Genomic DNA, 24,956 nt, shown 5'->3' with positions numbered 1-24,956 from the left:
ACGAACCGAAGCGGCTGGCGGGCTCGCCGGGCTCCCGCGCCGGGCCGAAGCTCGTCATGGCGTCCTCCCTGACGCGGCGCCGGCTCAGATGCCCTTCGCCAGCGTCTCGGCCAGGCCGGTGTAGCCGCCGGGCGCGAGGTCGAGCAGGCGCTGCTTCGCTTCCGCCGGCAGTTGCAGGCCTTCGATGAAGGCGCGCATCGACTCGCGCGTGATGCCCTGGCCGCGGGTCAACGCCTTGAGCTGCTCGTAGGGCTCGGGCAGGCCGTAGCGGCGCATCACCGTCTGCACCGCCTCGGCCAGCACTTCCCAGCTGGCGTCGAGGTCGGCGGCGAGGCGCTCGGGGTTCACGCTGAGCTTGCCCAGGCCCTTGGCCAGCGATTCCAGCGCCACCAGCGTGTGGCCGAAGGCGGTGCCCAGCGCGCGCAGCACGGTGGAGTCGGTGAGGTCGCGCTGCCAGCGGCTGATCGGCAGCTTCCCGGCGAAGTGGCCGAGCAGGGCGTTGGCGAGGCCAAGGTTGCCCTCGGCGTTCTCGAAGTCGATCGGGTTGACCTTGTGCGGCATGGTGGAGGAGCCCACCTCGCCGGCCTTGAGCGCCTGCCTGAAGTAGCCCAGCGAGATGTAGCCCCACACGTCGCGGGCCAGGTCGATCAGGATCACGTTGAGGCGGCGGACCGCGTCGCAGTACTCGGCCACGCCGTCGTGCGGCTCGATCTGCGTGGTGTAGGCGTTCCACTCCAGCCCCAGGCTTTCCACGAAGCGGCGCGAGAAGGCCTGCCAGTCCACCTCGGGGTAGGCGACGGCGTGCGCGTTGTAGTTGCCCACCGCGCCGTTGATCTTGCCGGGGACGGTCAGCGCGGCGAACTGCGCGCGCTGGCGCTCCAGCCGGGCGACCACGTTGGCCAGCTCCTTGCCCAGCGTGGTGGGCGAGGCGGTCTGGCCGTGCGTGCGCGAGAGCATCGGCAGCGCGGCGTTGGCGCGCGCCAGCGCGCGCAGCCTGGCGACGATGCCGTCGATGGCCGGCAGCAGCACGCCGGCGCGCGCGTCGCGCAGCATCAGCGCGTAGGAGAGGTTGTTGATGTCCTCGCTGGTGCAGGCGAAGTGCACGAACTCCCTGGCCTGGGCCAGCGCGGGATCGGCGCCGATGCGCTCCTTGATGAAGTACTCCACCGCCTTCACGTCGTGGTTGGTGGTGGCCTCGATCGCCTTGATGCGCTCGCCGTCTTCCACGCCGAAGCCGTCGGCGATCGCGCGCAGCTGTTCCACCTGCGCGCCGGAGAACGGCGGCAGCTCGGCCACGCCCGGCTCGGCGGCCAGCGCGAGCAGCCACTCGATCTCCACGCGGACGCGGCGGTGCATCAGGCCGAATTCGCTGAAGACCGGGCGCAGCGGCTCGACCTTGGCGGCGTAGCGGCCGTCCAGCGGCGAGAGGGCGGTGAGGGCGTGGGTGGACATCGCGGCGGTTCCGGCAAGGGGAAAACGCGCATTTTACCGGAGCCGCCGGCCCGGGCGGGCGCGGGCGCGAGGCCGGCCATCGCGCTACGCTTGGCCGGTTCCCTGCCATCCCCGGCTTGAAGGAGTCTCGCAATGAGCGGTTTCCGCATCGAACACGACAGCATGGGCGAACTGAAGGTGCCCGCCGACGCGCTGTACGGCGCGCAGACCCAGCGCGCCATCGACAACTTCCCGGTCTCCGGCCTGCGCCTGCCGCGCGGCTTCATCCGCGCGCTGGGGCTGATCAAGGCCGCCGCCGCCGAGGCCAACCTGCAGCTCGGTTACCTCAAGAAGGGGCAGGCCGCGGCGATCCGCAAGGCCGCGCTGGCGGTGGCCGAGGGCCAGTTCGACGACCAGTTCCCGATCGACGTGTTCCAGACCGGCTCGGGCACCAGCACCAACATGAACGCCAACGAGGTGATCGCCCACATCGCCTCCAGGGCCGGCGGCAGGGTGCATCCCAACGACCACGTCAACTACGGGCAGAGCTCCAACGACGTGATCCCCACCGCGATCCACGTCAGCGCCGTGCTGGGATCGAGCGAGGAACTGCTGCCCGCCCTGAAGCACCTGCGCAGGACGATCGACCGCCGCGCCCGCGAGCTGCGCAACGTGCCCAAGACCGGCCGCACGCACCTGATGGACGCGATGCCGGTGACCTTCGGGCAGGAGCTGTCCGGCTGGTCGGCGCAGATCGCCGCCGCCGAGGAGCGCATCGCGGACGCGCTCCGCCGCATGCGCCGCCTGCCGCAGGGCGGCACCGCGGTGGGCACCGGCATCAACGCCGACCCGAAGTTCGGCCCCGCGGTGGCGAAGGCGCTGAAGCGGCTGACCGGGGCGAAGTTCGAGTCGGCCGACAACTATTTCGAGGGCATCGCGGGGCAGGACGCCGCGGTGGAGCTGTCCGGCGCGCTGAAGACGCTGGCGGTGGCGCTGATGAAGATCGCCAACGACCTGCGCTGGATGAACTCCGGGCCCCTGGCCGGCCTGGGCGAGATCGAGCTGCCGGCGCTGCAGCCGGGCTCCTCGATCATGCCGGGCAAGGTGAACCCGGTGATCCCCGAAGCCACCGCGATGGTGGCCGCGCAGGTGATCGGCAACGACGCGGCGATCACCGTGGCCGGTCAGTCCGGCAACTTCCAGCTCAACGTGATGCTGCCGCTGATCGCCTACGACCTCTTGCAGTCGATCGGCCTGCTCGCCAACGTCTCGCGGCTGCTGGCCGACAAGGCCATCGCCGGCTTCAAGGTCAACAAGGAGCGGGTCAACCAGGCGCTGGCGCTGAACCCGATCCTGGTCACCGCGCTCAACCCGGTGATCGGCTACGAGAAGGGCGCGGCCACCGCCAAGCGCGCCTACAAGGAGAAGCGGCCGATCCTGGACGTGGCGCTGGAGACCACCGGCCTGCCGCGGGAGGAGCTGAAGAAGCTGCTCGACCCGATGGCGCTGACCCGCGGCGGCATCCACGGCGAGGGCGGCGGCGGGGGCTGAACCCACCGCCGGGTCGCGGGCGGCGCGGGACTACGGCGCCGCCTTGCCGTCGTCGTGGCAGTCCTTGTCCTCGTCGAGGATGTTCGCGTAGGGCTTGAACGCGGGCAGCTGGACGGCCAGCGCGTCCTGCGCGGCCTTCACCTCGGCCAGGTCCTGGCAGATGCGCGTCGCCATCCGCGTCACCAGGTCGGCGCGGTCGGCGGCCTTGTCGCCGGCCGCGCTGCCGCCGGCGACGGCGTCCTTCAGCGATGCCGCCGCGGCCGCGGCGCCGGCCTTGCCGGTGGCGATGCCGTGCTCGCGCACCGCGCGCACGCCCTGGTAGTAGCGCAGCAGCAGCGCGCGCTGGTCGGGAGCGAGCGCCACCGCCTTGCCGTCGATGCGCAGCGTGCCGGCGGCGTCGATGGTCGCCGCCGGCGCGTCGCTGGCGTGCAGGGTGATTTCGCCGTGGTCGAGCACGATGCCGCCGTTGGCGATGCTGGTGTCGCCGAGGCCGCTGCAGCCGGCGAGCAGGGTGGCCGCGAGCAGCATGGGTGCGAGGAAGTGGCGTGCCATCTGGGCTCCAGGGTGGGTGTCGGTAGCGTCGGGGTCTTGCAGGAGTTCGCGCGCCGGCGGCGGATGGCACCGTCCGTGGCGCGCCGGGCATCCGTCAGTTGCGGCGGTCTTCCGGACGGTCGTCCTTGTCCGCCGTTTTCTTGCCGCAGTCGTCGACGTCCTTCTGCTGCATGGTCGCGTAGGGCCTGAACTCCGGCATGGCCGCGGCCAGCTTCTGCTGCGCGGAGAGCAGGCCGGGCATCCGTTGGCACAGGACGGCGGCGGCGGCCTCGATCCTGTCGGTCTGCGGCTTGATCGCCGCCTCGATCTCCTTGTCGCTCTTGCCGGTGAGCGCGCCCCACACCGCTTCCTTGGCCACGTCGACGCCCATGTCGGCGGCGTGGGAGCCGATGTCCATGCCGGCCTCGGCGATGCCGACGATCTGCTGGCGGTAGTCCAGCAGCAGGGCATGCTGTTCCGGCGTGGCCGGCACCGGCTTGCCCGCGATCAGCAGGTCGCCCTGCGGGGTGATCTCGGCCTTGGGGCGCGGGTCCTGCTCGTCGTCGTCATGCTTGCCGTGGTGGTTGACGTGGACGTGGCGGATGTCGATGTTCTTGGTCGCCAGCTCCTTCTTGGCCGCCTCCATCGCCTTGCGGATCTCGCCGGAGATCATCGACGGAGGCACTTCCTTGTCGGCCTCCTTGCTCGCCTGGGCCACGGCGTCGGCGGCGCCCGGCTGGGTGTCGGTCTGCCCGGACTGGCTGCAGGCGGCCAGCGGCAGCAGCAGGGCCAGGGCGAGTGCGTTGAAAGCGAAGGGTTTCATGGCGTCCTCCTGTGATGCGCGGGTCAGCCGTCGACCCGCCAGCGGCGCAGCCAGATGGCGCCGGCGATCATCACGATGCCCGCGACGGCGCCGATCAGGAACGGCGGGGTGAGCAGCAGCGAGTAGTCGGTGAGCGAGACGAACATGCGGCTGGCGTCGGCGCCGCCCATGGCCATGCCCAGGGCGTGGTCGGGCATCCAGCCGCCGGGGAAGACGCTGAGCAGCAGGCGGCCGACGATGTTCTTCCAGTACCAGAGGGTGCCCCGGTGGAACAGGTCCATCAGGCCGAACCAGCCGACCAGGATGCCGCTGCCGATCGGCAGCGCCAGCGCCCACAGGAACTGCTTGCTGCGCGCCCAGGCCGAGCAGAGCATCAGCCAGCCGACCGTGGGCAGCGACCAGACCACGTAGAGCGGCAGGTTGCTGAGCAGGTGGGCGGTGATGCGCAGCGGATGCGGCAGGCTCCACAGCATCTCCCACAGGTTGACGCCGTGGAAGGACGCGGCGATCGCCAGCAGCACCAGCAGCGCCAGCCCGGCCGCGATGCCGGCCAGGGTGGCGATCACCGGCGCCACCACCACCGCCGAGACGACCTTGGACAGCACCGTGGCGCGGTCGGAGATCGGCAGCGACTTCCAGAACAGGATGCTGCGGTCGCGCCGCTCGTCGGCCAGGGTGTTGGTGCAGTAGAAGAACACCACGAAGAACAGCACCAGGCCGATCAGCATGCTCGGTACCAGCATGGTGATGTCCAGCGCCATGCTGAACTTGTCGAGGTCGCCGGCATCCAGGTGCGAGCGCAGCTGCGCGAAATCCATGCCGGACACGTGCACGCCCGCGCGGCTGCGGAACACCTCGCCAGCGATGACGCCCATCAGGGTGAGCAGCAGCACGACGCCGCCGCAGATCACGGGAGCGAACAGGAAGCTGCCGCGGTTCTCCCAGAACTCGCGCTTGACCAGCCAGTAGAAGGTCTTCATGCGTAGGTTCCCTTCATGGTGGCGACGAACAGGTCGCTGACGGAGGGGCGGCGGACCTCGCCGAGCGCCTCCAGCGTCGCGCGGTCGGCGCCGTCGAACAGGAAAATGCTCTTGCCGAACACCTGACGCTCGTCGAGCGGCTTGAGCGCGCGCGCGGCGGCGGCGCGGTCGGCGCCCACCATCACCTCGGCGAAGCGGTCGCCCAGCGATTCCATGTCGGTGTCCAGCACCACCTTGCCGTCGCGGATGAACATCAGGTCGGTGAGGATGTTCTCCACCTCCTCGACCTGGTGGGTGGTGACGACGATGGTCTTGTGCTCGTCGAAGTAGTCCTCCAGCAGGCTCTGGTAGAACTGCTTGCGGTAGAGGATGTCCAGGCCCAGCGTCGGCTCGTCCAGCACCAGCAGGCGGGCGTCGATCGCCATCACCAGCGCCAGGTGCAGCTGCACGATCATGCCCTTGGACATCTGCTTGACGCGCATGTCCGGCGTCAGCTTGGTGCGCGCCAGGAAGGCCTCGCACTTGGCGCGGCTGAAGCGCGGGTGCACGTTGGCGACGAAGTCGACCGCCTCGCGCACGCGGATCCAGCGCGGCAGCACCGCCACGTCGGCGATGAAGCAGACCTGCTCCATCAGCTTGTCGCGCTGGGTGCGCGGGTCGAGGCCGAGCACGTTGAGCTCGCCCTGGAAGTCGGTGAGGCCGAGGATGGCCTTCAGCGCGGTGGTCTTGCCGGCGCCGTTGGGGCCGATCAGGCCGACGATGCGGCCGGACTCGATCTGGAAGCTCACGTGGTCCAGCGCCACGGTGTTCTTGTAGCGCTTGCCGAGGTTCCTGGCGGTGACGATCGCGCTCATCGCTGCTTCTCCGTGCTGTCGGGCGCTTCGCGCAGCAGCGTCTTCAGGTCCAGGCCGAGCCGCTGCAGGCGCGCGTACAGCGCCGGCCACTCCTCGCGCAGGAACCGCTCGCGCTCGGACTTGAGCAGCGCCTCGCGCGCGCCATCGGTAACGAACATGCCCAACCCCCTTCGTTTCTCAACCAGTTGATCGTCGACCAGTTCCTGGTAGGCCTTGGATACGGTCAGCGGATTGATCTGGAAATCCGCCGCCACCTGGCGCACCGACGGCAGCGGGTCGCCTTCGTTCAAGGCGCCGTCCAGGATCATCGCCACCACGCGCTCGCGCAGCTGGCGATAGATCGGGACGCTGTCGTTCCAGGCGATGGTCATACGGTTATTCCTTGTTGCTGCGGGCAAACTTGGTGCCGAACGAATAGTAGGGCATGGTCAGTTGCTGCCCGAGCAGGCGCATGACGTTGCTGGCGGAGCTGCCGGACATCGCCGGCACGGCGATCGCGCTGGCCACGCCGGCGTCGGTCAGCAGGGCGGCGGCGCGGACTTCCTCGGCGTTCGGGCGGACCATGACGGGCGCCAGGTCGATCACCTTCACGCCGTTGATCTCGCTGACCGGGGCGACCGGGACGCGGGTGTGCAGGGCGGCCAGGCCGGTGGCGGTGAACAGCGCGGCGGCGGCCAGGGCGACCAGGTTGACGTTCTGGGCTTTCATGACGGGCCTCCTAGTGACCTCGTTGACCAGTGTTGTAGTGAACTATAACACCGAATCGAAAACTGTCAATCGAAGCCGGCCATGACTGATGGCCTAGGCGCCGCCACGGCCTTGCGGCGCGCCTTGGAAAGGCGCCGCAACTGCATGAAAGATAAGGATTCATGGCGAGGGGAGGGCGTCGCCGTGCTGGCGCCATGGGCTGCGGCGGATGGCGCGTGGATGGCTCCCGGCAAGCCGGAGGTGGGCGGCAGAATGCCGTCAACGGGTGCTTAGCGCCTATTTACGATCTTCCTGTGCCCGCCGGGAGCCGGTCGCGCGCAGGCCAGGGAGGCGAAGGAGTCGACGTCGGTCCGCGACAGTGGGGCGTGAGTGGGGCGATGGTTCAAGCATCGCGGCCGGAGACCGCTCCCACAGGGAACCTCGCAAGCCTCGTGGGAGCGGCCTCCGGCCGCGATCAGCCTGACGCAGGATCGCCAACGGCCCCGCTGCCAGGCCCGTCGAGGCCATGCCCCTGCGCCGGGTGATCGGGCGCGGCTTCGCCCGACCGGAGACGCACGCGGGGCGAAGGAAGAACAAGAACGGCGAACGCCGCCTCCACCCGCCCACGCTTCATCCCGCCGGCCTTCCTGGCACTCTTCTCGAACAGGCTCTCAGGGATGCCCCGCGGCCTGGTAGACGCGCTTGCCGCCCACCCAGGTCTCCAGCACCTTGGTCTTCCAGATGTCGGCCGGGTTGCCGGCGATGATGTCGCGGTCGACCAGGATGAAGTCGGCCCACTTGCCCGGCTCCAGCGTGCCGCGCGCGGCCTCGTCGTGCGAGGCGTAGGCGGCGTCGAGGGTGAAGGCGCGCAGCGCCTCGAGGACCGTCATCTTCTGCTGCGGATACCAGCCGCCGGGCGGCTGGCCCTGGTGGTCCTGGCGGGTCACCGCCGAATAGATGCCGAAGAACGGGTTGGGCGATTCCACCGGGAAGTCCGAGCCGCCGGCGATCACCGTGCCCTGCTTGAGGAACGTGCGCCAGGCGTAGGCGCCGGCCATGCGCGCGCGGCCGATGCGCTGCTCGGCCATGTTCATGTCGGAGGTGGCGTGGGTCGGCTGCATCGAGGCGATCAGGTGCAGCGGCACGAAGCGCGGGATGTCCTCGGGCGAGACGATCTGCGCGTGCTCGACGCGGTTGCGCAGCGCGATGCCGTCCGGGTGCGCCTTGTAGGCGGCGGCATAGGCGTCCAGCACCTCGCGGTTGGCGCGGTCGCCGATCGCGTGGATCGCCACCTGGTAGCCCTTGCCCAGCGCCTTGCCGATCATCGCGGCCAGCCCGTCGGGCGGGATGAACAGCAGGCCGCGGTTGCCCGGGTCGTCGGAGTAGGGCTGCAGCATCGCCGCGCCGCGGCTGCCCAGCGCGCCGTCGGCGAACAGCTTGACCGCGCGCACGGTGAGGGTGTCGTCGGCGTGGCCGACCAGCGGGCCGTCGGCGCTGATCGCGTCGAAGTCCGCCTCGGTGCCGCGGATCATCGCGTAGATGCGCGCGGTGAGCTTGTGCGCGTCGGCGTACTGCCGGTAGAGCCGGTAGGTGGCCAGGTCGATGCCGGCGTCGTCCACGCCGGTGAGGCCCACGCTGGCCAGCTCGGCCAGCGCGGTGTCGAGCGCGCCGGCCATCTGCCCGGGCGTGGGCGCGGGCCGCCTGGCCTCGATCAGCGCGGTGGCGCCGTCCACGAACACGCCGGCGGGGTTGCCCTGCGCGTCGCGCTCGATGCGGCCGCCCGGCGGGTCCCTGGTGTCGCGCGTGATGCCCGCCGCGCGCATCGCCGCGCTGTTGGCCCAGGCGGCGTGGCCGTCGACGCGGCTCAGCCACACCGGCCGGTCGGCCACCACGGCGTCCAGCTCCCTGGCGGTGGGAAAGCGGCCGAGCTTCCAGATCTCCTGGTTCCAGCCGCCGCCGAGGATCCACGGCGCCTCCGGGTGCGCGGCGGCGTAGCGCTTCACCCGCGCCAGCGCGTCGGCGAGCGAGGCGGAGCCGGCGAGGTCGACCTGGTTGCGCGCGTAGCCGAGCTCCAGCACGTGGCCGTGGGCGTCGATCAGGCCGGGCAGCAGGGTACGGCCATGGCCGTCGAGCACTTGGGTTTGGCCCGCCTGCCGGGACAGCTCCGCGTCGGTGCCGGTGGCGACCACCTTGCCGTGGTCCACCAGCATGGCGTCGAAGCGGTGGAGCCTGCCCTGGCCGTCGAGCGTGTAGCCGTTGACGTGGCGGACCAGCAGATCGGCGGCCGGCGCCGCCGGGGCGGCCAGCATGGCCAGCACGGACAGCGCGGCGGCGAGGCGCGACGAACCTTTCATGGGCGGACTCCGCGGGAACGAAAGCCGCAGTGTGTCGGGAGCGCCGCCGCATTTCCAGCGCCGGGACGGCGCCAAGGGAACGGCCGCCGCGCCACGGGGGCGACGGCGGCCGCTTGCGGGGGAAAGGATCAGGCCGCCCTGGCGGCCAGCGCGCCGATCGCGTCGCGCGCGGACGCCAGCGCCTGCGTCTTGTGCTCGGGGCTCACCGCCACGCCCTCGGCGCGCACGAACCGCACGTCGGCGATGCCGATGAAGCCGAAGACGGCGCTCAGGTACTTCTCCTGGAAATCCATCGCCGCCCGGCCGGAGGCCTCGCCGTAGAAGCCGCCGCGGCTGGACGCCACGATGACGCGCTTGCCGCCGGCCAGGCCCTCGGGGCCGTTGGCGCCGTAGCGGAAGGTCTTGCCGGCGACCAGGATACGGTCGATCCAGGCCTTGAGCTGGCTGGGGATGCTGAAGTTGTACATCGGCGCGCCGAGCACGATCACGTCGGCGGCCAGGAATTCCTCCAGCACCTCGTTGCCGAGCAGCGCCAGCGGATCGGCGGCGTCGGCCACCGGGGTCCAGTGCGGCAGCGGCTGCGCGGCGAGGTCGCGGTGGGCGACGTCGAGCGAGGGATCGGCACGCTTCAGCTCGGCGACGATCCGCGCGGTCAGCTCGCGCGAGACGGAGTGGCCCCCCAGCACGCTGGAATCGATATGCAGCAGTTTCATCGCGTTCCTCCCGATCAGGCCCGGCGGTGCCGGTGTTGGGAAACACGATAGACGGGCAACAATCCCGCGATAAGTCGGCTAGAATTGAACTGGTCGTTTCTGCTTGGAAACAGTCATGGTCGCTATCGAAGGCGCGATGCAGGATCTCAACGATCTGTACTTCTACGCGGCGGTGGTCGAGCACGGCGGCTTCTCCGCCGCCGGCCGCGCGCTGGGCATTCCGAAGTCGCGCCTGAGCAAGCGCATCGCGCAGCTGGAGGAGCGGCTGGGCGTGCGCCTGCTGCAGCGGACCACCCGCCGCTTCGCGGTCACCGAAGTAGGCGAGCGCTTCTATGCCCACTGCCGCGCGATGCTGGAAGAGGCGCGTGCGGCGCAGGAGGCGGTGGACGAGCTGCGCGCCGAGCCGCGCGGCGTGGTGCGCCTGAGCTGTCCGGTGGCGCTGGCGCAGACCGTGTTGGCGCACGTGCTGCCGGAGTTCATGGAGCAGTACCCCAAGGTGCAGGTGCGCGTGCTGGCCAGCAACCGCCGCGTGGACGTGGTGGGCGAGGGCATCGACGTCGCCATCCGCGTGCGCAACCGGCTCGACACCGACGCGAACCTGGTGGTGCGCACCTTCGGCCAGTCGCGCGTGCTGGCGGTGGCCAGCCCCGCGCTGCTGGACCGGCTGGGGCGGCCGCAGACCCCGGCCGAGCTGTCGCGCCTGCCGGCGCTGACCTCGCAGGAGCACGAGGGCGCGCAGGTGTGGGAGCTGATCGACGCGCAGGGCGCGCGCGTGCCGGTGGAGATGGGCGCGCGGCTGATCACCGGCGAGTTCGCCGTGCTGCTGGAGGCGGCGCGGCGCGGCATGGGCGTGACGCTGCTGCCGGAGTTCGTCTGCGCGCCGGCGATCACCGCCGGCGAGCTGGAGGTGGTACTGCCGGACTGGAGCGTGCCCGACGGCACCATGCACTTCGTCTACCCCAGCCGGCGCGGCATGCTGCCGGGCGTGCGCGCGCTGGTGGACTTCCTGGCCGAGCGCCTACCCGATGCCGCGCGCCGCAAGCACGAGGAGTGCAAGACGCGGCCGCTGGCGGCGATCGCCTAGCGGCGTGTCGGTCGGCGCGGCGCGCGTGCTAGGCTTCGCATTTGGACATCCATACGGCCACTCGATGAACCTCGAAACCAAGCTGCCCAAGGTGGGCACCACCATCTTCAGCGTGATGAGCCAGCTGGCGCTGGAGCACAAGGCGGTCAACCTGGGGCAGGGCTTCCCCGACTTCGAGCCGCCCGAGGCGCTGCGCGAGGCGCTGGCCCGCGCGATGGCCGAAGGGAAGAACCAGTACGCGCCGGGCATCGGCACCGCGCCGCTGCGCGAGCAGATCGCGCTCAAGACCGGGCGGCTGTACGGCCGCGAGCTCGACCCCGCCGCCGAGGTCACGGTGACCTCCGGCGCCACCGAGGCGCTGTTCGCCGCGATCGCCGCCACGGTGCGCGCGGGCGAGGAGGTGATCGTGTTCGACCCGGCCTACGACAGCTACGAGCCGGCGATCGAGCTGCAGGGTGCGCGCGCGGTGCACATCCCGCTGACCCTGCCGGACTTCGCCATCGACTGGCAGTGCGTGCGCGACGCCGTCACGCCGCGCACGCGGATGATCCTGGTCAACAGCCCGCACAATCCCTCGGGCGCGGTGCTGTCGGCGGCGGACCTGGACGAGCTGGCGGCGGTGGTGCGCGGCACGGACATCGTGGTGCTGTCCGACGAGGTGTACGAGCACATCGTCTACGACGGCGCGCCGCACCAGAGCGTGCTGCGCCACCCGGAGCTGGCCGCGCGCAGCATCGTGGTGTCCAGCTTCGGCAAGACCTACCACTGCACCGGCTGGAAGGTCGGCTACGCGGTGGCGCCGGCGGCGCTGTCGGCGGAGTTCCGCAAGGTGCACCAGTACCTCACCTTCTGCACCTTCCATCCCGCGCAGGCGGCGTTCGCCGAGTTCCTCGCCAGCGCGCCGGAGCACTACCTGGAGCTGCCGGCGTTCTACCAGGCCAAGCGCGACCGCTTCCGCGCGCTGCTGGCGCCTTCGCGGCTGAAGCTGCTGGACGTGCCGGGCGGCTATTTCCAGCTGGTGGACTACTCGGCCATCAGCGACAAGGACGACCTCGCCTTCAGCGAGTGGCTGGTGAAGGAGGGCGGCGTGGCGGCGATCCCGCTCGCCCCGTTCTACGAGACGCCGCCGGGCGCGCGCCTGCTGCGGCTGTGCTTCGCCAAGAGCGACGCCACCATGGAGGCCGCCGCGGAGCGGCTGTGCCGGCTGTGAGCATGGCGCCGCTGACCGTCTCGCTGGTGCAGGGCGCGACCCGCTGGCACGACGCGCCGGCCAACCGCGACTACTACGGCGCGCTGGTGCGCGGCGCCGGGCGCAGCGACCTGGTCGTGCTGCCGGAGACCTTCCTGTCCGGCTTCAGCAACGACACCCGCGCCAGCGCCGAGACGATGGACGGCGAGGGCGTGGCGTGGATGCGCGCGCTGGCGCGGGAAACCGGCGCGGTGCTGTGCGGCAGCCTGGCCATCCGCGAGGGCGGCACGGTGTACAACCGGCTGGTCTGGGCGCGCCCGGACGGCGGCCTGGCGCAGTACGACAAGCGCCACCTGTTCCGCATGGCCGGCGAGCACACGCGCTACGGCGGCGGCCGCGAGCGGCTGGTGGCGGAGCTGAGGGGCTGGCGCATCCTGCCGCAGGTCTGTTACGACCTGCGCTTCCCGGTGTGGCTGCGCAACCGCCGGCTGGAAGGCGCGGCGGGCGGCATGGACTACGACCTGGCCATCTTCGTGGCCAACTGGCCGGCGCCGCGCCGGCAGCCCTGGCGCACGCTGCTGCGCGCGCGGGCGATCGAGAACCTGAGCTACGTGATCGGCGTGAACCGCGTCGGCGTCGACGGCAACCAGTTGCCCTACGCGGGCGACAGCGCCGTGCTCGACCCGGTGGGCGAGCCGCTGGTGGAGCTGGGGCCGCAGGAGCAGGTGGTGACGGTGACGCTCGACCCCGCGCCGCTGCTGGCGCACCGCGAGCGCTTCCCGGCGTGGATGGACGCGGACGATTTCACCCTGGTCGATTGATCCCGCGACCTTGATTCCCTCTCCCCTTCGGGGAGAGGGTTAGGGTGAGGGGCCGGGGCTTGCGGTGGAGCCCGGGGCAGTGGCCTTCCGCGCGCTGATGACAACGACCGGGCGCAGATGGGACAGGGTGTCGCAAGAGCGACCCCTCACCCCGACCCTCTCCCCGGAGGGGAGAGGGAGAAGGTCAGAGGATCGCCAGCACGTTCTCGGGCGGCCGGCCGATCGCGGCCTTGCCGTTGGCGACCACGATGGGGCGCTCGATCAGGCGCGGGTGGGCGGCCATCGCCGCGATGATCGCCTCGTCGTCCAGCGCGGGATCGTCCAGGCCCAGCGCCTCGTACTCGTCCTCGCCGGTACGCAGCAGCCGGCGCGGCGCCATGCCGAGCAGGCCCAGCAGCTCCCTGAGCTCGGCCGCGCCGGGCGGCGTCTCCAGGTAGTGGACCACCTCGCAGGCGACGCCGCGCGCCTGCAGCAGCTCCAGCGTGGCGCGCGACTTCGAGCAGCGGCTGTTGTGGTAGATGCGGACGGCCATGGCCGTTCAGCCCTGGCGGTTGCCGCCGCGTCCGCCGCCGTGCGGGCGTCCGCCGCCGTGGCCCTGCGGACGGCTGCCCCCGCGGTTCTGCGGCCGCCCGCCCTGGCCCTGGCCGGGGCGGTTGCCGCGCGCGCGGTTGCCGCCGGGGTTGCCGCCGCCGAACGGCTTGCCGCCCTGGGGACGGCGGTTGCCGGCCGGCGCCGGGCCGCCGCGTCCACCCTCGCGGGTCTCGCCGGCGAACCAGGTGCGCACCGACGGCAGTTCCTGGCCCGGCGCCACGCCGCGCTTGTTCTTGCGGCGCTTGGGCGCGTGCTCCGGGCGGATCAGGTTGCCGTTGACTTCCTTGCCGGGTCGGCGCGGCTTGCTGCCGCGTCCGCGCGCCGGTTCCTCGTGGATGCGGTCGAACGCGCGCAGCTCGCGCGCCTCGTCGTGGTAGGTGCCGCTCCAGGCCGTGCCGGCGCCGCGCTCGGGGCGGTACTCGACCACGCCGCGGGGCGCGCGGCGCTGGTGCAGCACCGGGCTCAGCGTGAGCACCGGCTGCGGCGCGCCGAGGCCGGCGGTGCGGCGCAGCTCCTTCACCGCTTCCTCCCCGAGCGTCTCGCAGTCGCCGCGGCGCAGCGTGCGCGGCAGCTCCACGCTGCCGTAGCGGATGCGCTTGAGGCGGCTGACCAGGAAGCCCTGCGAATCCCACAGCCGGCGCACCTCGCGGTTGCGGCCCTCGCGGATCACCACGCGGAACCAGCTGTGGCTGCCGCCGCGGCTGATCACCGCGATCTCGTCGAAGCGGGCGGGGCCGTCCTCCAGCTCCACGCCGGCCTTGAGCTGCTCGATCACCTCGTCGGGCACCTCGCCGTGCACGCGGCACAGGTACTCGCGCTCCAGCCCGCTGCGCGGGTGCATCAGCGCGTTGGCCAGCTCGCCGTCGGTGGTGAGCAGCAGCAGGCCGGTGGTGTTGATGTCCAGCCGGCCCACCGCGACCCAGCGCGCGCCCTTCAGGCGCGGCAGCTGCTCGAACACGGTGGGGCGGCCCTCGGGGTCCTCGCGGGTGGTCACCACGCCCTCGGGCTTGTGGTAGACCAGCACCTCGGTGTCGTCGCGGCTGTCGGTGGCGACGACGAACTGCTTGCCGTCGATGGTCACGCGGTCGCCCGCGTGCACGCTGGCGCCGATGCCGGCGGGCGCTCCGTTCACCTCGACCTCGCCGGCCTGGATGCGCTGCTCCAGCATGCGGCGCGAGCCCAGGCCCGCGTTGGCGAGCACCTTGTGCAGGCGTTCCTCCAGCGTCGGGCCGGCGTCGTTGCGCGGTTCGCGTTTCAGGGTCAAGACGGCTTTCTGCGGCGCAGTCATGCGCGGTACTCCTCGGTGTCCTGCTCGGCGGCGCCGGGGTCGGCGTCCGCTGGGGTCGCTGCCTCGTCGGCAGTGGGGTGGTCGGGTTCGGCGCCGGCCTCGGGGGCGGGCGCCGCATCGGTGTCATGGGCGGCCGGGTCGGCCGCGGAGGGGTCGGCGTTGGCCTCGGCCAGTTCGTCGACTGCCGCGGCGAGCGCGGCGGCGTCGGGCTCGATTTCGCTGGCGGAAGGCGCCTCGCCGTCGTCGTTGCCCGCTCCCGCTTGTGCCGTTCCGGCGGCCGCATCCGCGGCTTCCGTGGCTGCGGCCGCGTCGTCCGTGGCCGCGGCGCCGGCATCGTCCGCGGCGTCCCCGTCGGGGTCGATCGGCAGGTCGCGCGCCACGCGGGCGGGCAGGGGCTCCTCGTCCAGCCGCAGCTGCGGGTCTTCCATCTCGCGGATTTCCGACAGCGGCGGCAGTTCGTCCAGCGACTTCAGGTTGAAGTAGTCGAGGAAGGCGCGGGTGGTGCCGAACAGCGCCGGCCGGCCGGGCACGTCGCGGTGGCCCACCACGCGGATCCACTCGCGCTCCTCCAGCGTCTTGATGATGTTGGAGGACACCACCACGCCGCGGATCTGCTCGATCTCGGGGCGGGTGATCGGCTGGCGGTAGGCGATCAGCGCCAGCGTCTCCAGCAGCGCGCGCGAATAGCGGCTGGGCTTCTCGGTCCACATCCGCGACACCCACGGGTGCACCGCCTGGCGGACCTGGTAGCGGAAGCCGGAGGCGACTTCCTTCAGCTCCACGCCGCGGCCCTCGCAGTCGGCGGCCAGCGCCTCCAGCGCGCGGGCGACGTCGTCGCGGCCGACCTCGTCCTCCTCGGCGAACAGCTCGCACAGCTGCACCACGCTGAGCGGCTGGCTGGCGGCGAGCAGGGCGGCCTCGACTATCGGTTTGAGTTGTTCGATCTGCATGACCCTGGTGGCTGCGGATGGAATTCGGTGGCGGGCGTTCAGTCGCCCGCGGAGGCGGAGAGCGGCGGCGCCTCGTCCGTCTCCGTGGCTTCCTCGGCCGTGCCGGCCTTGGCTTTCAGGTAGATCGGCGCCAGCGGCTCTTCCTGCACGATCTCGATCAGCATCTCCTTGGCCAGCTCCAGCATGGCCAGGAAGGTCACCACCACGCCGAGCCGACCCTCGCTGACGTCGAACAGGCTCTCGAAGCGGCGGAACTGGCGCTCGTCGAGCTTCTCCAGGAGCTCGCCCATGCGCTGGCGCACGCTCAGCGCCTCGCGCCTGATCGCGTGGTGGCCGAACAGCTCGGCGCGGTGCAGCACGTCCTTGAGCGCCAGCAGCATTTCCTTCAGGTCCAGCGGCGGCGGCAGCCGGACCACGGTGCGCTCGCCCACGTCGGCCTGCGCGACCACGGTGTCGCGCTCCAGGCGCGGCAGCGCGTCGATGTCCTCGGCGGCCTTCTTGAAGCGCTCGTACTCCTGCAGGCGGCGCACCAGCTCCGCGCGCGGGTCCTCCTCCACGCCTTCCTCGGCCGGCGGCCGCGGCAGCAGCAGCCGCGACTTGATCTCGCCGAGGATGGCGGCCATGAGCAGGTACTCGGCGGCCAGCTCCAGCCGCATCACGTCCCGCATCATGTCGATGTATTCCATGTATTGCCGGGTGATCTCGGCAATCGGGATGTCCAGGATGTCCAGGTTCTGCCGGCGGATCAGGTACAGCAGCAGGTCCAGCGGGCCCTCGAACGCCTCCAGGATGACCTCCAGCGCGTCCGGCGGGATGTACAGGTCCTGCGGCATCTGCAGCAGCGGTTCGCCGCGCACGATCGCCAGCGGCATCTCCTGCTGCTGGGGCACTGCCGCGAAGGCGTCCGGTTTGTCTGCGGGCTGAGGCGCTTGCTCAGTGGTCATCACTGCATGTCGTGGGGCCGCGCAGGGCGGCCGCAATGCTGCAACGTATCGTCGTCGCGGTGATGCTGCCCCCGTGACGGACTGCTGTCCCCCGTGTTCCGACCGCGAAGCGGCTTCGCGGCCTGCGAACCTTCCTCGTCGTGCGGCCCGGCCAGGCCCGGCGGGCATCGCCGCGGCGGCGAGACGAAACCTCTCGGACGAAGGTCACGGTCTGGCTGGCCGACGGCTGCGGGCGGGTTGCACCCGGACCCAGGTTTCGGCGCTGGCGCAATGCACGACGGGCGGCGCGCTCGCCGCCAGCACTGCAAGGGTCTGCCGGGTCCATCGCGGATGGTGGCGGCTGCCGGATTCTCCGGTGGGGCGCCACGCCGCGGTCCTGTGTCGGAGGCACAGGTTAGCGGCTGCGCTGCGGCAAGTCCAGCGCGGCCGGGCGCCGCGCCTGAACGCCGGACGGCCGCGATCGCCGTGGCGGGTGGTACGGTGCGGGGCAGATTGTGACCCTGGCCGTCGCCATGCACGCATGGGCGCCCGGCCGTTCGCGCGCGCGGGCGCATCGGCGCGTGCCCGGGGCTTGGCACGGCGGTTGCTAAAATGTTTCTCGATCCCGCCGGGCACCGTGCCGGTCGGGGAGAAACGTGGCGGCGGGGCTGGACAAACGGATCGTCCGAACGAGAATCGGCGGCTTGGCGTGGCGACGTGCAAGCCGGCCTGGCGGCAGCAGCGACGGAGGGCCGGGGAGACCCATGAGCATCGACGAAAAGGGCAGGGACGGCCTGTCCAGCGAATACCTTCGGCCGGCGCGCATGCGCATCGAAACCACGGTGCTGATGAGCCAGGGCGAACGGTCGCACCCCACCGAGCTGGTCGACATCTCGGCCACCGGCGTGCTGCTGCGGCGGCCGCGCGACTGGCAGGGGCGGCAGGGCGAGACCTGGGTGCTGGACATGATCTTCGCGCGCGACCTGCACATCCACCTGGAGGCGGTGGTGGCGCGCGTGTCGGAGCGGCACATCGGGCTGGCCTACTCGCGCATCCCGGAGGACAAGCAGGTGCCGCTGTGGAACCTGCTCGGCGGCTACGCCGACATCCTGGAGCACTGGCACGACTGACCGCGGCGTTTCCGGGATCGCGGCCGGAGGCCGCGAAAGAAAAACGCCCGCTGCGCAGCGGGCGTTTTCGTCTGGCGCGGCGCGCGGCCGGTCAGCCGGCGGCGGGCGCCGCCTTCTTCTCGTCGCGCAGCTCGCGGCGCAGGATCTTGCCCACGTTGGACTTGGGCAGCGCGTCGCGGAACTCGATGACCTTCGGCCGCTTGTAGCCGGTGAGGTTGTCGTGGCAGAACGCCTTGAGCGCCTCGACGGTGAGGCCGGGGTCCTTGCGCACCACGAACAGCTTGACCACCTCGCCGGAGTGCTCGTCCGGCACGCCCACCGCGGCCACCTCGGCCACGCCGGGATGCTGCATCACCACGTCCTCGACCTCGTTCGGATAGACGTTGAAGCCGGACACCAGGATCATGTCCTTCTTGCGGTCGACGATGTAGAAGTAGCCGTTCTCGTCCATCCGCGCGATGTCGCCGGTGTGCAGCCAGCCGTCGGGGCCGAGCACCTTGGCGGTCTCGTCGGGGCGGTTCCAGTAGCCCTTCATCACCTGCGGGCCGCGGATCATCAGCTCGCCCACCTCGCCGGGCGGCAGCGGCCGGTTGTCCTCCGACCAGATCGCCGCGTCGGTGGAGGAGATCGGCAGGCCGATCGAGCCGTTGTAGTCCTTGAGGTCGAGCGGGTTGATGCAGGCCGCGGGCGAGGTCTCGGTGAGGCCGTAGGCCTCGACCAGGGTACAGCCGGTGACCTTCTTCCAGCGCTCGGCCACCGCGCGCTGCACCGCCATGCCGCCGCCCAGGCTCAGGCGCAGCCGGGAGAAGTCCAGGTCGGCGAAGCCGGGCGTGTTGAGCAGGCCGTTGAACAGCGTGTTGACGCCGGTGATCGCGGTGAAGCCGGAGGCGCGCAGCTCCTTGACGAAGCCGGGCATGTCGCGCGGGTTGGTGATCAGCCAGCTCAGGCCGCCCAGGCGCATGAACACGAGGCCGTTCGCGGTGAGCGAGAAGATGTGGTACAGCGGCAGCGCGGTGATCACCACCTCCTGGCCCTGCTTGAGGTTGGCGCCGATCCAGGCGCCGGCCTGCAGCATGTTGGCGATCATGTTGCCGTGGGTGAGCATGGCGCCCTTGGCCACGCCGGTGGTGCCGCCGGTGTACTGCAGGAAGGCGATGTCGTCGTGGCTCTGCGCCACCTTCGGCAGCGGGTGCCGCGCGCCGCGCGCCAGCGCGTCGCGGAAGCGCACCGCCTGCGGCAGGCGGTAGGGCGGCACCATCTTCTTGACGTGCCTGACCGCGAAGTTGACCAGCGCGCCCTTGGGGAAGCCCAGCAGGTCGCCGATGCCGGTGGTGACGACGTGCCTCACCCCGGTCTCGGCGATCACTTCCTCCAGCGTGGCGGCGAAGTTGTCCAGCACCACGATCGCCTTGGCGCCGGAGTCCTCGAGCTGGTGGCGCAGCTCGCGCGCGGTGTACATCGGGTTGGTGTTGACCACCACCAGGCCGGCGCGCAGTGCGCCGAACAGCGCGATCGGGTACTGCAGCACGTTCGGCATCATGATCGCGATGCGGTCGCCCTTGGCCAGCCCGAGCTCGCCGGTGAGGTAGCCGGCGAACCGGCGGCTCATCGCGTCGATCTGGCCGTAGCTGAGCTTCCTGCCGAAGTTGGCGAACGCCGGGCGGTCGCGGAAGCGCTCGAAGGCTTCTTCCAGCACCGCGGTGACCGAGGCATATTCGTTGATGTCGATCTGCGCGGGGACACCAGCCGGATAATGGGCCAGCCACGGACGCTCATTGCTCATGTTCGATCCTGTTCCTGGAGAAAGTGCGGTGCGCCGCACGATGTGCGCGCCGCATTGGAGCATACGCTCGCGTATAGCGGCAAGCCGCGCCGCAGCGAGGTTTCCGGGTGATGGACAGGCGATGGAAAGGACGGTTCGCGGTGGCGTGCATCGTCGCCCTGCTGGCGCTCGCGGGCTGCCACCGCGCGCCGGCCGAGTCGCGCATCCGCGAGGCGATCCAGCGGATGGCGCAGGCTGCCGAGCGTGACGATGCCGGCGCGCTGGTCGAGCCGCTGACCGCCGATTTCGACGGCAACGGCGGCGAGCTCGACCGCCAGCGCCTGGGCGGCCTGCTGCGCCTGCTGCGGCTGCGCGGCGAGCATGCCGGCGTCGCGCCGGGGCCGATCGATCTGGAACCGCGCGGCTCGCGCTGGGTGGCCACGGTGACGGTGACGCTGACCGGCCACGGCAGCGGACTGCTGCCGGAGGAGGCCGGCGTGTACCGCGTCGAGTCGGCCTGGCGCGAGGAGGGCGGCGAGTGGCGGTGCTATTCGGCCAGTTGGCGGCGTGAGCTGTAGGCGAGGTCCAGGCCAGCGCGGCCGGAGGCCGCTCCCACAAGGTTGCCGCAGGCCCGTGGAAGCGGCCTCCGGCCGCGATGGACGGACGGGGACGGGCATGGCCCACCACGAAAAAGCCGCCCCGGTCGCCCGGAGCGGCTTGTCTTTCCGCGATGCAGGGGCGCTCAGGCCGCCTTCTTGCCCGCCAGCTGGCGCAGCACGTACTGCAGGATGCCGCCGTGGCGGAAGAACTCGCGCTCCTTCGGCGTGAGCAGCAGCACCTTCACGGTGAATTCCTTCTTGCTGCCGTCCGCCGCGGTGGCGACCACCTTGGCCTCCTTCGACTCGCCGCCCTCGAGGCCGGTGATCTCGAAGCTCTCCTTGCCGGTCAGGCCCAGCGACCTGGCGTTCTGGCCGTCCTGGAACTGCAGCGGCAGCACGCCCATGCCGACCAGGTTGGAGCGGTGGATGCGCTCGAAGCTCTCGGCGACCACCGCCTTCACGCCCAGCAGCAGCGTGCCCTTGGCCGCCCAGTCGCGGCTGGAGCCGGTGCCGTACTCCTTGCCGGCGATCACGATCAGCGGGGTCTTCTCCGCCTTGTACTTCATCGCCGCGTCGTAGATCGCCATCTGCTCGCCGCTCGGCACGTGCAGGGTGTAGCCGCCCTCGACGCCGTCCAGCATCAGGTTCTTGATGCGGATGTTGGCGAAGGTGCCGCGCACCATCACGTCGTCGTTGCCGCGGCGCGAGCCGTAGGAGTTGAAGTCCTTCGGGTCCACGCCCTTGGAGATCAGGAAGCGACCCGCCGGGCTGTCCTTCTTGATCGAGCCGGCCGGCGAGATGTGGTCGGTGGTGATGGAGTCGCCGAACAGGCCCAGCACGCGGGCGCCGTGGATGTCCTCCACCGTGCCCAGCTCCATGCTCATGCCGTCGAAGTAGGGCGGGTTCTTGATGTAGGTGGAATCGCCCCACTGGTACACCGCGCCGTCCGGCGAGGCGATCCGGTTCCAGCGGCTGTCGCCCTTGAACACGTCGGCGTAGTTCTTGTTGAACATCTCCGGGCTGATCGCGCCGGCGATGGTGTCGGAGATTTCCTTGTTGCTGGGCCAGATGTCCTTCAGGTACACCGGCTGGCCGTCGCTGCCGGTGCCGATCGGGTCCTTGGTGAGGTCGATGTCCAGCGTGCCGGCCAGCGCGTAGGCGACCACCAGCGGCGGCGAGGCCAGGTAGTTCATCTTCACCTCGGGATGCACGCGGCCCTCGAAGTTGCGGTTGCCGGAGAGCACCGAGGCCACGGCCAGGTCGCCCTCGGCGATGGCCTTGCTGATCTCGACCGGCAGCGGGCCGGAGTTGCCGATGCAGGTGGTGCAGCCGTAGCCGACGATGTAGAAGCCGACCTTCTCCAGCTCCTTCAGCAGGCCGGTCTTCTCCAGGTAGTCGGTGACCACCAGCGAGCCGGGGCCGATCGAGGTCTTCACCCACGGCTTGGCCTTCAGGCCCCTGGCGGCGGCCTTCTTGGCGACCAGGCCGGCGCCCAGCATCACCGCCGGGTTGGAGGTGTTGGTGCAGGAGGTGATCGCGGCGATCACCACCGAGCCGTCGCCGAGCGTGAAGCTCTGGCCGTCCTTCTCCACCCGCACGCCGCCGTTGGTGATCGAGTTGGCCGGGTTGCCGACCGCGGCCGAGCCGCCCTCGTTGATGAAGTCGGCGGTGGCCTGCGAGCGCGGCTGGCGGTTGGCGGTGAGCGGGCCGACGGCGTCCTTGAAGCTCTTCTGCACGCCTTCCAGCAGCACGCGGTCCTGCGGGCGCTTGGGGCCGGCCAGCGAGGGCTTCACGTCGGCCAGGTCCAGCTCCAGCACGGTGGTGAACTCGGGATGCGGGGTATGCTCGTCGTGCCACAGGCCCTGCGCCTTGGCGTAGGCCTCCACCAGCCGGATCTGCGCCTCGTCGCGGCCGGACAGGCGCAGGTAGTTCAGCGCCTCCTGGTCGATCGGGAAGATGCCGCAGGTGGCGCCGTATTCGGGCGCCATGTTGCCGATGGTGGCGCGGTCGGCCAGCGCCAGGTCCTTCAGGCCCGGGCCGAAGAACTCCACGAACTTGCCCACCACGCCGAGCTTGCGCAGCATCTGGGTGACGGTGAGCACCAGGTCGGTGGCGGTGACGCCCTCGGACAGCTTGCCGGAGAGCTTGAAGCCCACCACCTGCGGGATCAGCATCGAGGACGGCTGGCCCAGCATCGCGGCCTCGGCCTCGATGCCGCCCACGCCCCAGCCCAGCACGCCGATGCCGTTGATCATGGTGGTGTGGCTGTCGGTGCCGAACACGGTGTCCGGGTAGGCCCAGGCCTCGCCGTTCTTCTCCTTGGTGAACACCACGCGCGCCAGGTGCTCCAGGTTCACCTGGTGCACGATGCCGGTGCGCGGCGGCACCACCTTGAAGTTGTTGAACGCCTTCTGGCCCCAGCGCAGGAAGGCGTAGCGCTCCTGGTTGCGCTCGAACTCGATCTCGACGTTCTTCTCCAGCGCCGCCTCGCTGCCGTACACGTCGACCTGCACCGAGTGGTCGATCACCAGCTCGGCCGGCGCCAGCGGGTTGATCTGGGTGGCGTCGCCGCCCAGCTTCACCACCGCGTCGCGCATCGCGGCCAGGTCGACCACGCACGGCACGCCGGTGAAGTCCTGCAGCACCACGCGCGCGGGCATGAAGGCAATCTCGGTGTCCGGCTCCTTCCTGGCGTCCCAGTTGGCGACCGCCTCGATCTCCTTGGCCGTGACGTTGACGCCGTCCTCGTGGCGCAGCAGGTTCTCCAGCAGGATCTTCATCGAGTAGGGCAGGCGCTTGAGGTCGAAGCGCTCGCCCAGCTTGGTCAGGCTGGCGAACTGGTAGCGCTTGCCGTTGACCTCGAGGCTGTCGCGGACGGAAAACGAGTCTTTCATGGACTTAACTCCTGGCTGATCCTGCGGCTGGGATGCGGGCGGCGACGGCGCCGACGGCGTGCCGGTCGCTCCAAAAAGAGCGCGATTATCGCGCAAACCCCGTGCAGGATGCGCGGACGCGGCCAGCGGCGACGGTCGCGGCAGGTAGAATCGGCCCGCCGGCTCGGGGGAGGGGACGATCCCATCTGCGCGCCGCATAGGATGGAGCCGCCGGCTCCGGCGCACAAACGCATATGACGACACGCAGCATTCGATGATTTCGTTGAACCTCTCGGCGGTCTCGCTGCGCGACCTCGCCCTGGTGCAGGCGGTGAGCCGGCACGGCAGCTTCAACAGCGCCGCGCGCGCCATGCACATCAGCCCCTCCGGCCTGTCGCACCAGGTGCAGAAGGTGGAGCAGGCGCTGGGCACCACGCTGTTCGAGCGCGGCGGCCGCCGCGTGGTGCCCACCGCCGGCGGGCAGCGCCTGCTGGAGCAGATCGACGCGGTGCTCGCCGCCGCCGAGCACCTGCAGCAGGCCGCGCGCGCCGGCGCCACGGCCTTCGGCGGCGAGCTGCGGCTGGGCGTGCCGGTCTCGCTGGGGCCGTACCTGCTGCCGCACCTGGTCGACCCGTTCCCGCAGCATTTCCCCGGCGCGCGCCTGAGCCTGTCCGAGGGCAAGCCGCGCGGCCTGCTGCGCCGCCTGCACGAGGGCGAGCTGGACGCCGTGCTGGCGCCGCCGTCGCGGCCGGCCAGCGGCATCGCAATGCGGCCGCTGTTCTTCGAGCCGTGGGAGCTGATGCTGCGCGCCGACCACCCGCTGGCCGGCCGGCGCAGCGCGGCGCTGGACCAGCTCGATCCCGGCCAGGCGATCCTGATGGCCGAGAGCCACGCCGACGGCCTGGACGGCCAGGGCGGCCACGTGCAGGACGTCAGCCTGGAGAGCCTGGCCGCGCTGCTCGGCCTGCGCGGCGGCTACGCGCTGGTGCCGGCGCTGGCGCGCGAGCGGCTGGCCTCGATGCCGGGCATGGTGCTGCTGAAGATCCGCGGCGACGCGCCCGGCCGCGAGATCGCGCTGTACTGGCGCGAGGCCACGCCCTGGCACGCCGACCTGCAGGCGCTGGCCGAGCTGCTGCGCAAGCTGGCGCGGCAGCGGCCGGGGCTGCGCGTGCTCGGCGCGGCCTAGCCGTTTTCCAGCGTGGCGCCGGTCAGCAGGCCGCGCGCCAGCATGCAGCACTGGCGGCGGTGCAGCAGCAGCTGCCACTGGCGGCCGCCGAGCTGGCGCCACAGCACCGCCGAGCGCACCGCCGCCAGCAGGTTGGCGCGCACCTTCTCCACCACGGCCGGCTGCTGCAGGTACTGCGGGTGGCCGCTCACCATCACGCGCGGCTTCAGGGTGGACAGCGTCTCCGCGTACAGCTCGGCCAGCCGGCGGGCCACCTGCGGCGAATCCTGGCCGAAGTGCTCGACCTGGCGCCGCGCGGCCACGATGCCCTCCTGCAGCCGGGCCACGAGCGCCGGCTGGCGGGCCAGGCTGCGCTCCAGGCGCAGCACGGTCACCACCATGCGCGTCACCGCCATGTCGCGGCCGTCCTCGTCGAGCTGGGCGATCAGCTGGCGCAGGCCCAGCCGCACGCCCGAGACGCGGCCGTACACGGCGGCGACGCTGGGCGCGTCGATGCGGAACACGCTGGCGACGCTGGCCGCCATGGCGACGTCGTCGCAGCGGCCCTCGTTGGCGAGCTGCCGGGCCAGGGTGACGGCCTGGAACAGGCCGGCCAGCGCCAGCACGCGCTCCTCGGTCATGGAAAAGGCATCAAGC

Annotated in this window: 23 protein-coding genes; 7 read left to right on the top strand and 16 right to left on the bottom strand. The window is 71.1% G+C overall.

Annotated features, from left to right (window positions below; genetic code table 11):
* Positions 1-84: 84 nt before the first annotated feature.
* Positions 85-1,452 carry an adenylosuccinate lyase gene (purB, locus tag C7456_RS06965; protein WP_109723014.1) on the bottom strand — a complete coding sequence of 456 codons (1,368 nt, stop codon included), beginning with the start codon at positions 1,450-1,452 and terminating at the stop codon, positions 85-87.
* 132 nt (positions 1,453-1,584) lie between these two features.
* Between purB and C7456_RS06960 the strand changes: the two genes are divergently transcribed.
* Complete coding sequence (locus tag C7456_RS06960) at positions 1,585-2,982, top strand: class II fumarate hydratase (RefSeq protein ID WP_109723013.1); 1,398 nt, start codon at positions 1,585-1,587, stop codon at positions 2,980-2,982.
* Positions 2,983-3,012: 30 nt separating this feature from the next.
* Here the strand turns inward: C7456_RS06960 and C7456_RS06955 are convergent, their stop codons facing one another.
* The 8 genes from C7456_RS06955 to C7456_RS06920 form a co-directional block, all read right to left on the bottom strand.
* A complete protein-coding gene (locus C7456_RS06955) occupies positions 3,013-3,534 on the bottom strand; it encodes a YggN family protein (RefSeq protein ID WP_139942941.1) in 522 nt (173 codons plus the stop codon).
* Between the two features lie 94 nt (positions 3,535-3,628).
* Positions 3,629-4,336, bottom strand: a complete 708-nt coding sequence (locus C7456_RS06950) for a YggN family protein (protein ID WP_109723011.1) — start codon at positions 4,334-4,336, stop codon at positions 3,629-3,631.
* Between the two features lie 23 nt (positions 4,337-4,359).
* On the bottom strand, positions 4,360-5,316 hold the full coding sequence (locus C7456_RS06945) for a hypothetical protein (protein ID WP_109723010.1): 957 nt from the start codon (positions 5,314-5,316) through the stop codon (positions 4,360-4,362).
* Entirely contained in the window at positions 5,313-6,170 is an 858-nt protein-coding gene (locus C7456_RS06940; RefSeq protein ID WP_109723009.1) for an ABC transporter ATP-binding protein, read from the bottom strand. Before C7456_RS06940 ends, C7456_RS06945 begins: the two co-directional genes overlap by 4 nt.
* A complete protein-coding gene (locus C7456_RS06935) occupies positions 6,167-6,541 on the bottom strand; it encodes a GntR family transcriptional regulator (protein ID WP_109723008.1) in 375 nt (124 codons plus the stop codon). The genes C7456_RS06940 and C7456_RS06935 overlap by 4 nt, the downstream gene beginning before the upstream one ends.
* Positions 6,542-6,545: 4 nt before the next feature.
* The gene (locus tag C7456_RS06930; protein ID WP_109723007.1) at positions 6,546-6,878 is read right to left on the bottom strand and encodes a hypothetical protein; all 333 of its coding nucleotides are present in this window, start codon (positions 6,876-6,878) and stop codon (positions 6,546-6,548) included.
* A 650-nt stretch (positions 6,879-7,528) separates the two neighbouring features.
* Positions 7,529-9,211 carry an amidohydrolase gene (locus C7456_RS06925; RefSeq protein ID WP_109723006.1) on the bottom strand — a complete coding sequence of 561 codons (1,683 nt, stop codon included), beginning with the start codon at positions 9,209-9,211 and terminating at the stop codon, positions 7,529-7,531.
* A gap of 128 nt (positions 9,212-9,339) precedes the next feature.
* On the bottom strand, positions 9,340-9,924 hold the full coding sequence (locus tag C7456_RS06920) for an FMN-dependent NADH-azoreductase (protein ID WP_109723005.1): 585 nt from the start codon (positions 9,922-9,924) through the stop codon (positions 9,340-9,342).
* 115 nt (positions 9,925-10,039) lie between these two features.
* On the opposite strand from C7456_RS06920, the gene C7456_RS06915 reads away from it, so the two are divergent.
* The 3 genes from C7456_RS06915 to C7456_RS06905 all read left to right on the top strand — a co-directional run bounded on the left by C7456_RS06915 (position 10,040) and on the right by C7456_RS06905 (position 13,018).
* Positions 10,040-11,008, top strand: coding sequence for a LysR substrate-binding domain-containing protein (locus tag C7456_RS06915; RefSeq protein WP_109723004.1), 969 nt, complete (start codon positions 10,040-10,042; stop codon positions 11,006-11,008).
* Between the two features lie 64 nt (positions 11,009-11,072).
* Positions 11,073-12,218: a pyridoxal phosphate-dependent aminotransferase gene (locus tag C7456_RS06910; protein ID WP_109723003.1), complete on the top strand. Its 1,146-nt coding sequence runs from the start codon at positions 11,073-11,075 to the stop codon at positions 12,216-12,218.
* Positions 12,219-12,220: 2 nt separating this feature from the next.
* Positions 12,221-13,018 (top strand): amidohydrolase, encoded by a 798-nt coding sequence (locus C7456_RS06905; protein WP_109723002.1) that lies wholly within the window; start codon positions 12,221-12,223, stop codon positions 13,016-13,018.
* Positions 13,019-13,202: 184 nt separating this feature from the next.
* On the opposite strand, the gene arsC is transcribed toward C7456_RS06905, so the two are convergent.
* From arsC to C7456_RS06885, 4 genes are read right to left on the bottom strand one after another with little or no spacing between them, the layout of a single operon-like run.
* On the bottom strand, positions 13,203-13,550 hold the full coding sequence (arsC, locus tag C7456_RS06900) for an arsenate reductase (glutaredoxin) (protein WP_109723001.1): 348 nt from the start codon (positions 13,548-13,550) through the stop codon (positions 13,203-13,205).
* A gap of 6 nt (positions 13,551-13,556) precedes the next feature.
* Positions 13,557-14,897 (bottom strand): pseudouridine synthase, encoded by a 1,341-nt coding sequence (locus C7456_RS06895; RefSeq protein ID WP_109723000.1) that lies wholly within the window; start codon positions 14,895-14,897, stop codon positions 13,557-13,559.
* A complete protein-coding gene (gene scpB / locus C7456_RS06890) occupies positions 14,894-15,847 on the bottom strand; it encodes an SMC-Scp complex subunit ScpB (protein WP_109722999.1) in 954 nt (317 codons plus the stop codon). Before scpB ends, C7456_RS06895 begins: the two co-directional genes overlap by 4 nt.
* Positions 15,848-15,885: 38 nt before the next feature.
* Positions 15,886-16,791: a segregation and condensation protein A gene (locus C7456_RS06885; protein ID WP_109722998.1), complete on the bottom strand. Its 906-nt coding sequence runs from the start codon at positions 16,789-16,791 to the stop codon at positions 15,886-15,888.
* A 743-nt stretch (positions 16,792-17,534) separates the two neighbouring features.
* Between C7456_RS06885 and C7456_RS06880 the strand changes: the two genes are divergently transcribed.
* A complete protein-coding gene (locus C7456_RS06880) occupies positions 17,535-17,900 on the top strand; it encodes a PilZ domain-containing protein (protein ID WP_109722997.1) in 366 nt (121 codons plus the stop codon).
* A 91-nt stretch (positions 17,901-17,991) separates the two neighbouring features.
* Here the strand turns inward: C7456_RS06880 and C7456_RS06875 are convergent, their stop codons facing one another.
* On the bottom strand, positions 17,992-19,683 hold the full coding sequence (locus tag C7456_RS06875) for an AMP-binding protein (protein WP_109722996.1): 1,692 nt from the start codon (positions 19,681-19,683) through the stop codon (positions 17,992-17,994).
* 140 nt (positions 19,684-19,823) lie between these two features.
* Between C7456_RS06875 and C7456_RS06870 the strand changes: the two genes are divergently transcribed.
* Positions 19,824-20,240: a hypothetical protein gene (locus tag C7456_RS06870; RefSeq protein WP_245889795.1), complete on the top strand. Its 417-nt coding sequence runs from the start codon at positions 19,824-19,826 to the stop codon at positions 20,238-20,240.
* A gap of 164 nt (positions 20,241-20,404) precedes the next feature.
* Here C7456_RS06870 and acnA read toward each other — a convergent pair whose 3' ends face one another.
* Positions 20,405-23,155: an aconitate hydratase AcnA gene (gene acnA, locus C7456_RS06865; protein WP_109722994.1), complete on the bottom strand. Its 2,751-nt coding sequence runs from the start codon at positions 23,153-23,155 to the stop codon at positions 20,405-20,407.
* 253 nt (positions 23,156-23,408) lie between these two features.
* On the opposite strand from acnA, the gene C7456_RS06860 reads away from it, so the two are divergent.
* Entirely contained in the window at positions 23,409-24,320 is a 912-nt protein-coding gene (locus C7456_RS06860; RefSeq protein WP_109722993.1) for a LysR family transcriptional regulator, read from the top strand.
* Here the strand turns inward: C7456_RS06860 and hflD are convergent.
* Positions 24,317-24,940 carry a high frequency lysogenization protein HflD gene (gene hflD, locus C7456_RS06855; RefSeq protein ID WP_109722992.1) on the bottom strand — a complete coding sequence of 208 codons (624 nt, stop codon included), beginning with the start codon at positions 24,938-24,940 and terminating at the stop codon, positions 24,317-24,319. The two genes, C7456_RS06860 and hflD, sit on opposite strands and share 4 nt — an antisense overlap.
* Between the last annotated feature and the right edge of the window lie 16 nt (positions 24,941-24,956).

This window comes from Fulvimonas soli, assembly GCF_003148905.1.
Classification (GTDB): Bacteria; Pseudomonadota; Gammaproteobacteria; order Xanthomonadales; family Rhodanobacteraceae; genus Fulvimonas; species Fulvimonas soli.
Note: the sequence above shows the minus strand (reverse complement) of the source record. Positions and strands in the feature narration are given on the sequence as shown.

Bases quoted from the DNA above. Each gene is read 5' to 3' on its own strand.
- C7456_RS06895 (WP_109723000.1), bottom strand. From the start codon at position 14,897: ATGACTGCGCCGCAGAAAGCCGTCTTGACCCTGAAACGCGAACCGCGC.
- C7456_RS06940 (WP_109723009.1), bottom strand. From the start codon at position 6,170: ATGAGCGCGATCGTCACCGCCAGGAACCTCGGCAAGCGCTACAAGAAC.
- C7456_RS06905 (WP_109723002.1), top strand. From the start codon at position 12,221: ATGGCGCCGCTGACCGTCTCGCTGGTGCAGGGCGCGACCCGCTGGCAC.
- C7456_RS06885 (WP_109722998.1), bottom strand. From the start codon at position 16,791: ATGACCACTGAGCAAGCGCCTCAGCCCGCAGACAAACCGGACGCCTTC.
- C7456_RS06910 (WP_109723003.1), top strand. From the start codon at position 11,073: ATGAACCTCGAAACCAAGCTGCCCAAGGTGGGCACCACCATCTTCAGC.
- C7456_RS06955 (WP_139942941.1), bottom strand. From the start codon at position 3,534: ATGGCACGCCACTTCCTCGCACCCATGCTGCTCGCGGCCACCCTGCTC.
- C7456_RS06880 (WP_109722997.1), top strand. From the start codon at position 17,535: ATGAGCATCGACGAAAAGGGCAGGGACGGCCTGTCCAGCGAATACCTT.
- C7456_RS06925 (WP_109723006.1), bottom strand. From the start codon at position 9,211: ATGAAAGGTTCGTCGCGCCTCGCCGCCGCGCTGTCCGTGCTGGCCATG.
- C7456_RS06935 (WP_109723008.1), bottom strand. From the start codon at position 6,541: ATGACCATCGCCTGGAACGACAGCGTCCCGATCTATCGCCAGCTGCGC.
- C7456_RS06915 (WP_109723004.1), top strand. From the start codon at position 10,040: ATGGTCGCTATCGAAGGCGCGATGCAGGATCTCAACGATCTGTACTTC.
- arsC (WP_109723001.1), bottom strand. From the start codon at position 13,550: ATGGCCGTCCGCATCTACCACAACAGCCGCTGCTCGAAGTCGCGCGCC.
- scpB (WP_109722999.1), bottom strand. From the start codon at position 15,847: ATGCAGATCGAACAACTCAAACCGATAGTCGAGGCCGCCCTGCTCGCC.
- C7456_RS06875 (WP_109722996.1), bottom strand. From the start codon at position 19,683: ATGAGCAATGAGCGTCCGTGGCTGGCCCATTATCCGGCTGGTGTCCCC.
- acnA (WP_109722994.1), bottom strand. From the start codon at position 23,155: ATGAAAGACTCGTTTTCCGTCCGCGACAGCCTCGAGGTCAACGGCAAG.
- C7456_RS06930 (WP_109723007.1), bottom strand. From the start codon at position 6,878: ATGAAAGCCCAGAACGTCAACCTGGTCGCCCTGGCCGCCGCCGCGCTG.
- purB (WP_109723014.1), bottom strand. From the start codon at position 1,452: ATGTCCACCCACGCCCTCACCGCCCTCTCGCCGCTGGACGGCCGCTAC.
- C7456_RS06920 (WP_109723005.1), bottom strand. From the start codon at position 9,924: ATGAAACTGCTGCATATCGATTCCAGCGTGCTGGGGGGCCACTCCGTC.
- C7456_RS06960 (WP_109723013.1), top strand. From the start codon at position 1,585: ATGAGCGGTTTCCGCATCGAACACGACAGCATGGGCGAACTGAAGGTG.
- C7456_RS06860 (WP_109722993.1), top strand. From the start codon at position 23,409: ATGATTTCGTTGAACCTCTCGGCGGTCTCGCTGCGCGACCTCGCCCTG.
- C7456_RS06945 (WP_109723010.1), bottom strand. From the start codon at position 5,316: ATGAAGACCTTCTACTGGCTGGTCAAGCGCGAGTTCTGGGAGAACCGC.
- hflD (WP_109722992.1), bottom strand. From the start codon at position 24,940: ATGACCGAGGAGCGCGTGCTGGCGCTGGCCGGCCTGTTCCAGGCCGTC.
- C7456_RS06950 (WP_109723011.1), bottom strand. From the start codon at position 4,336: ATGAAACCCTTCGCTTTCAACGCACTCGCCCTGGCCCTGCTGCTGCCG.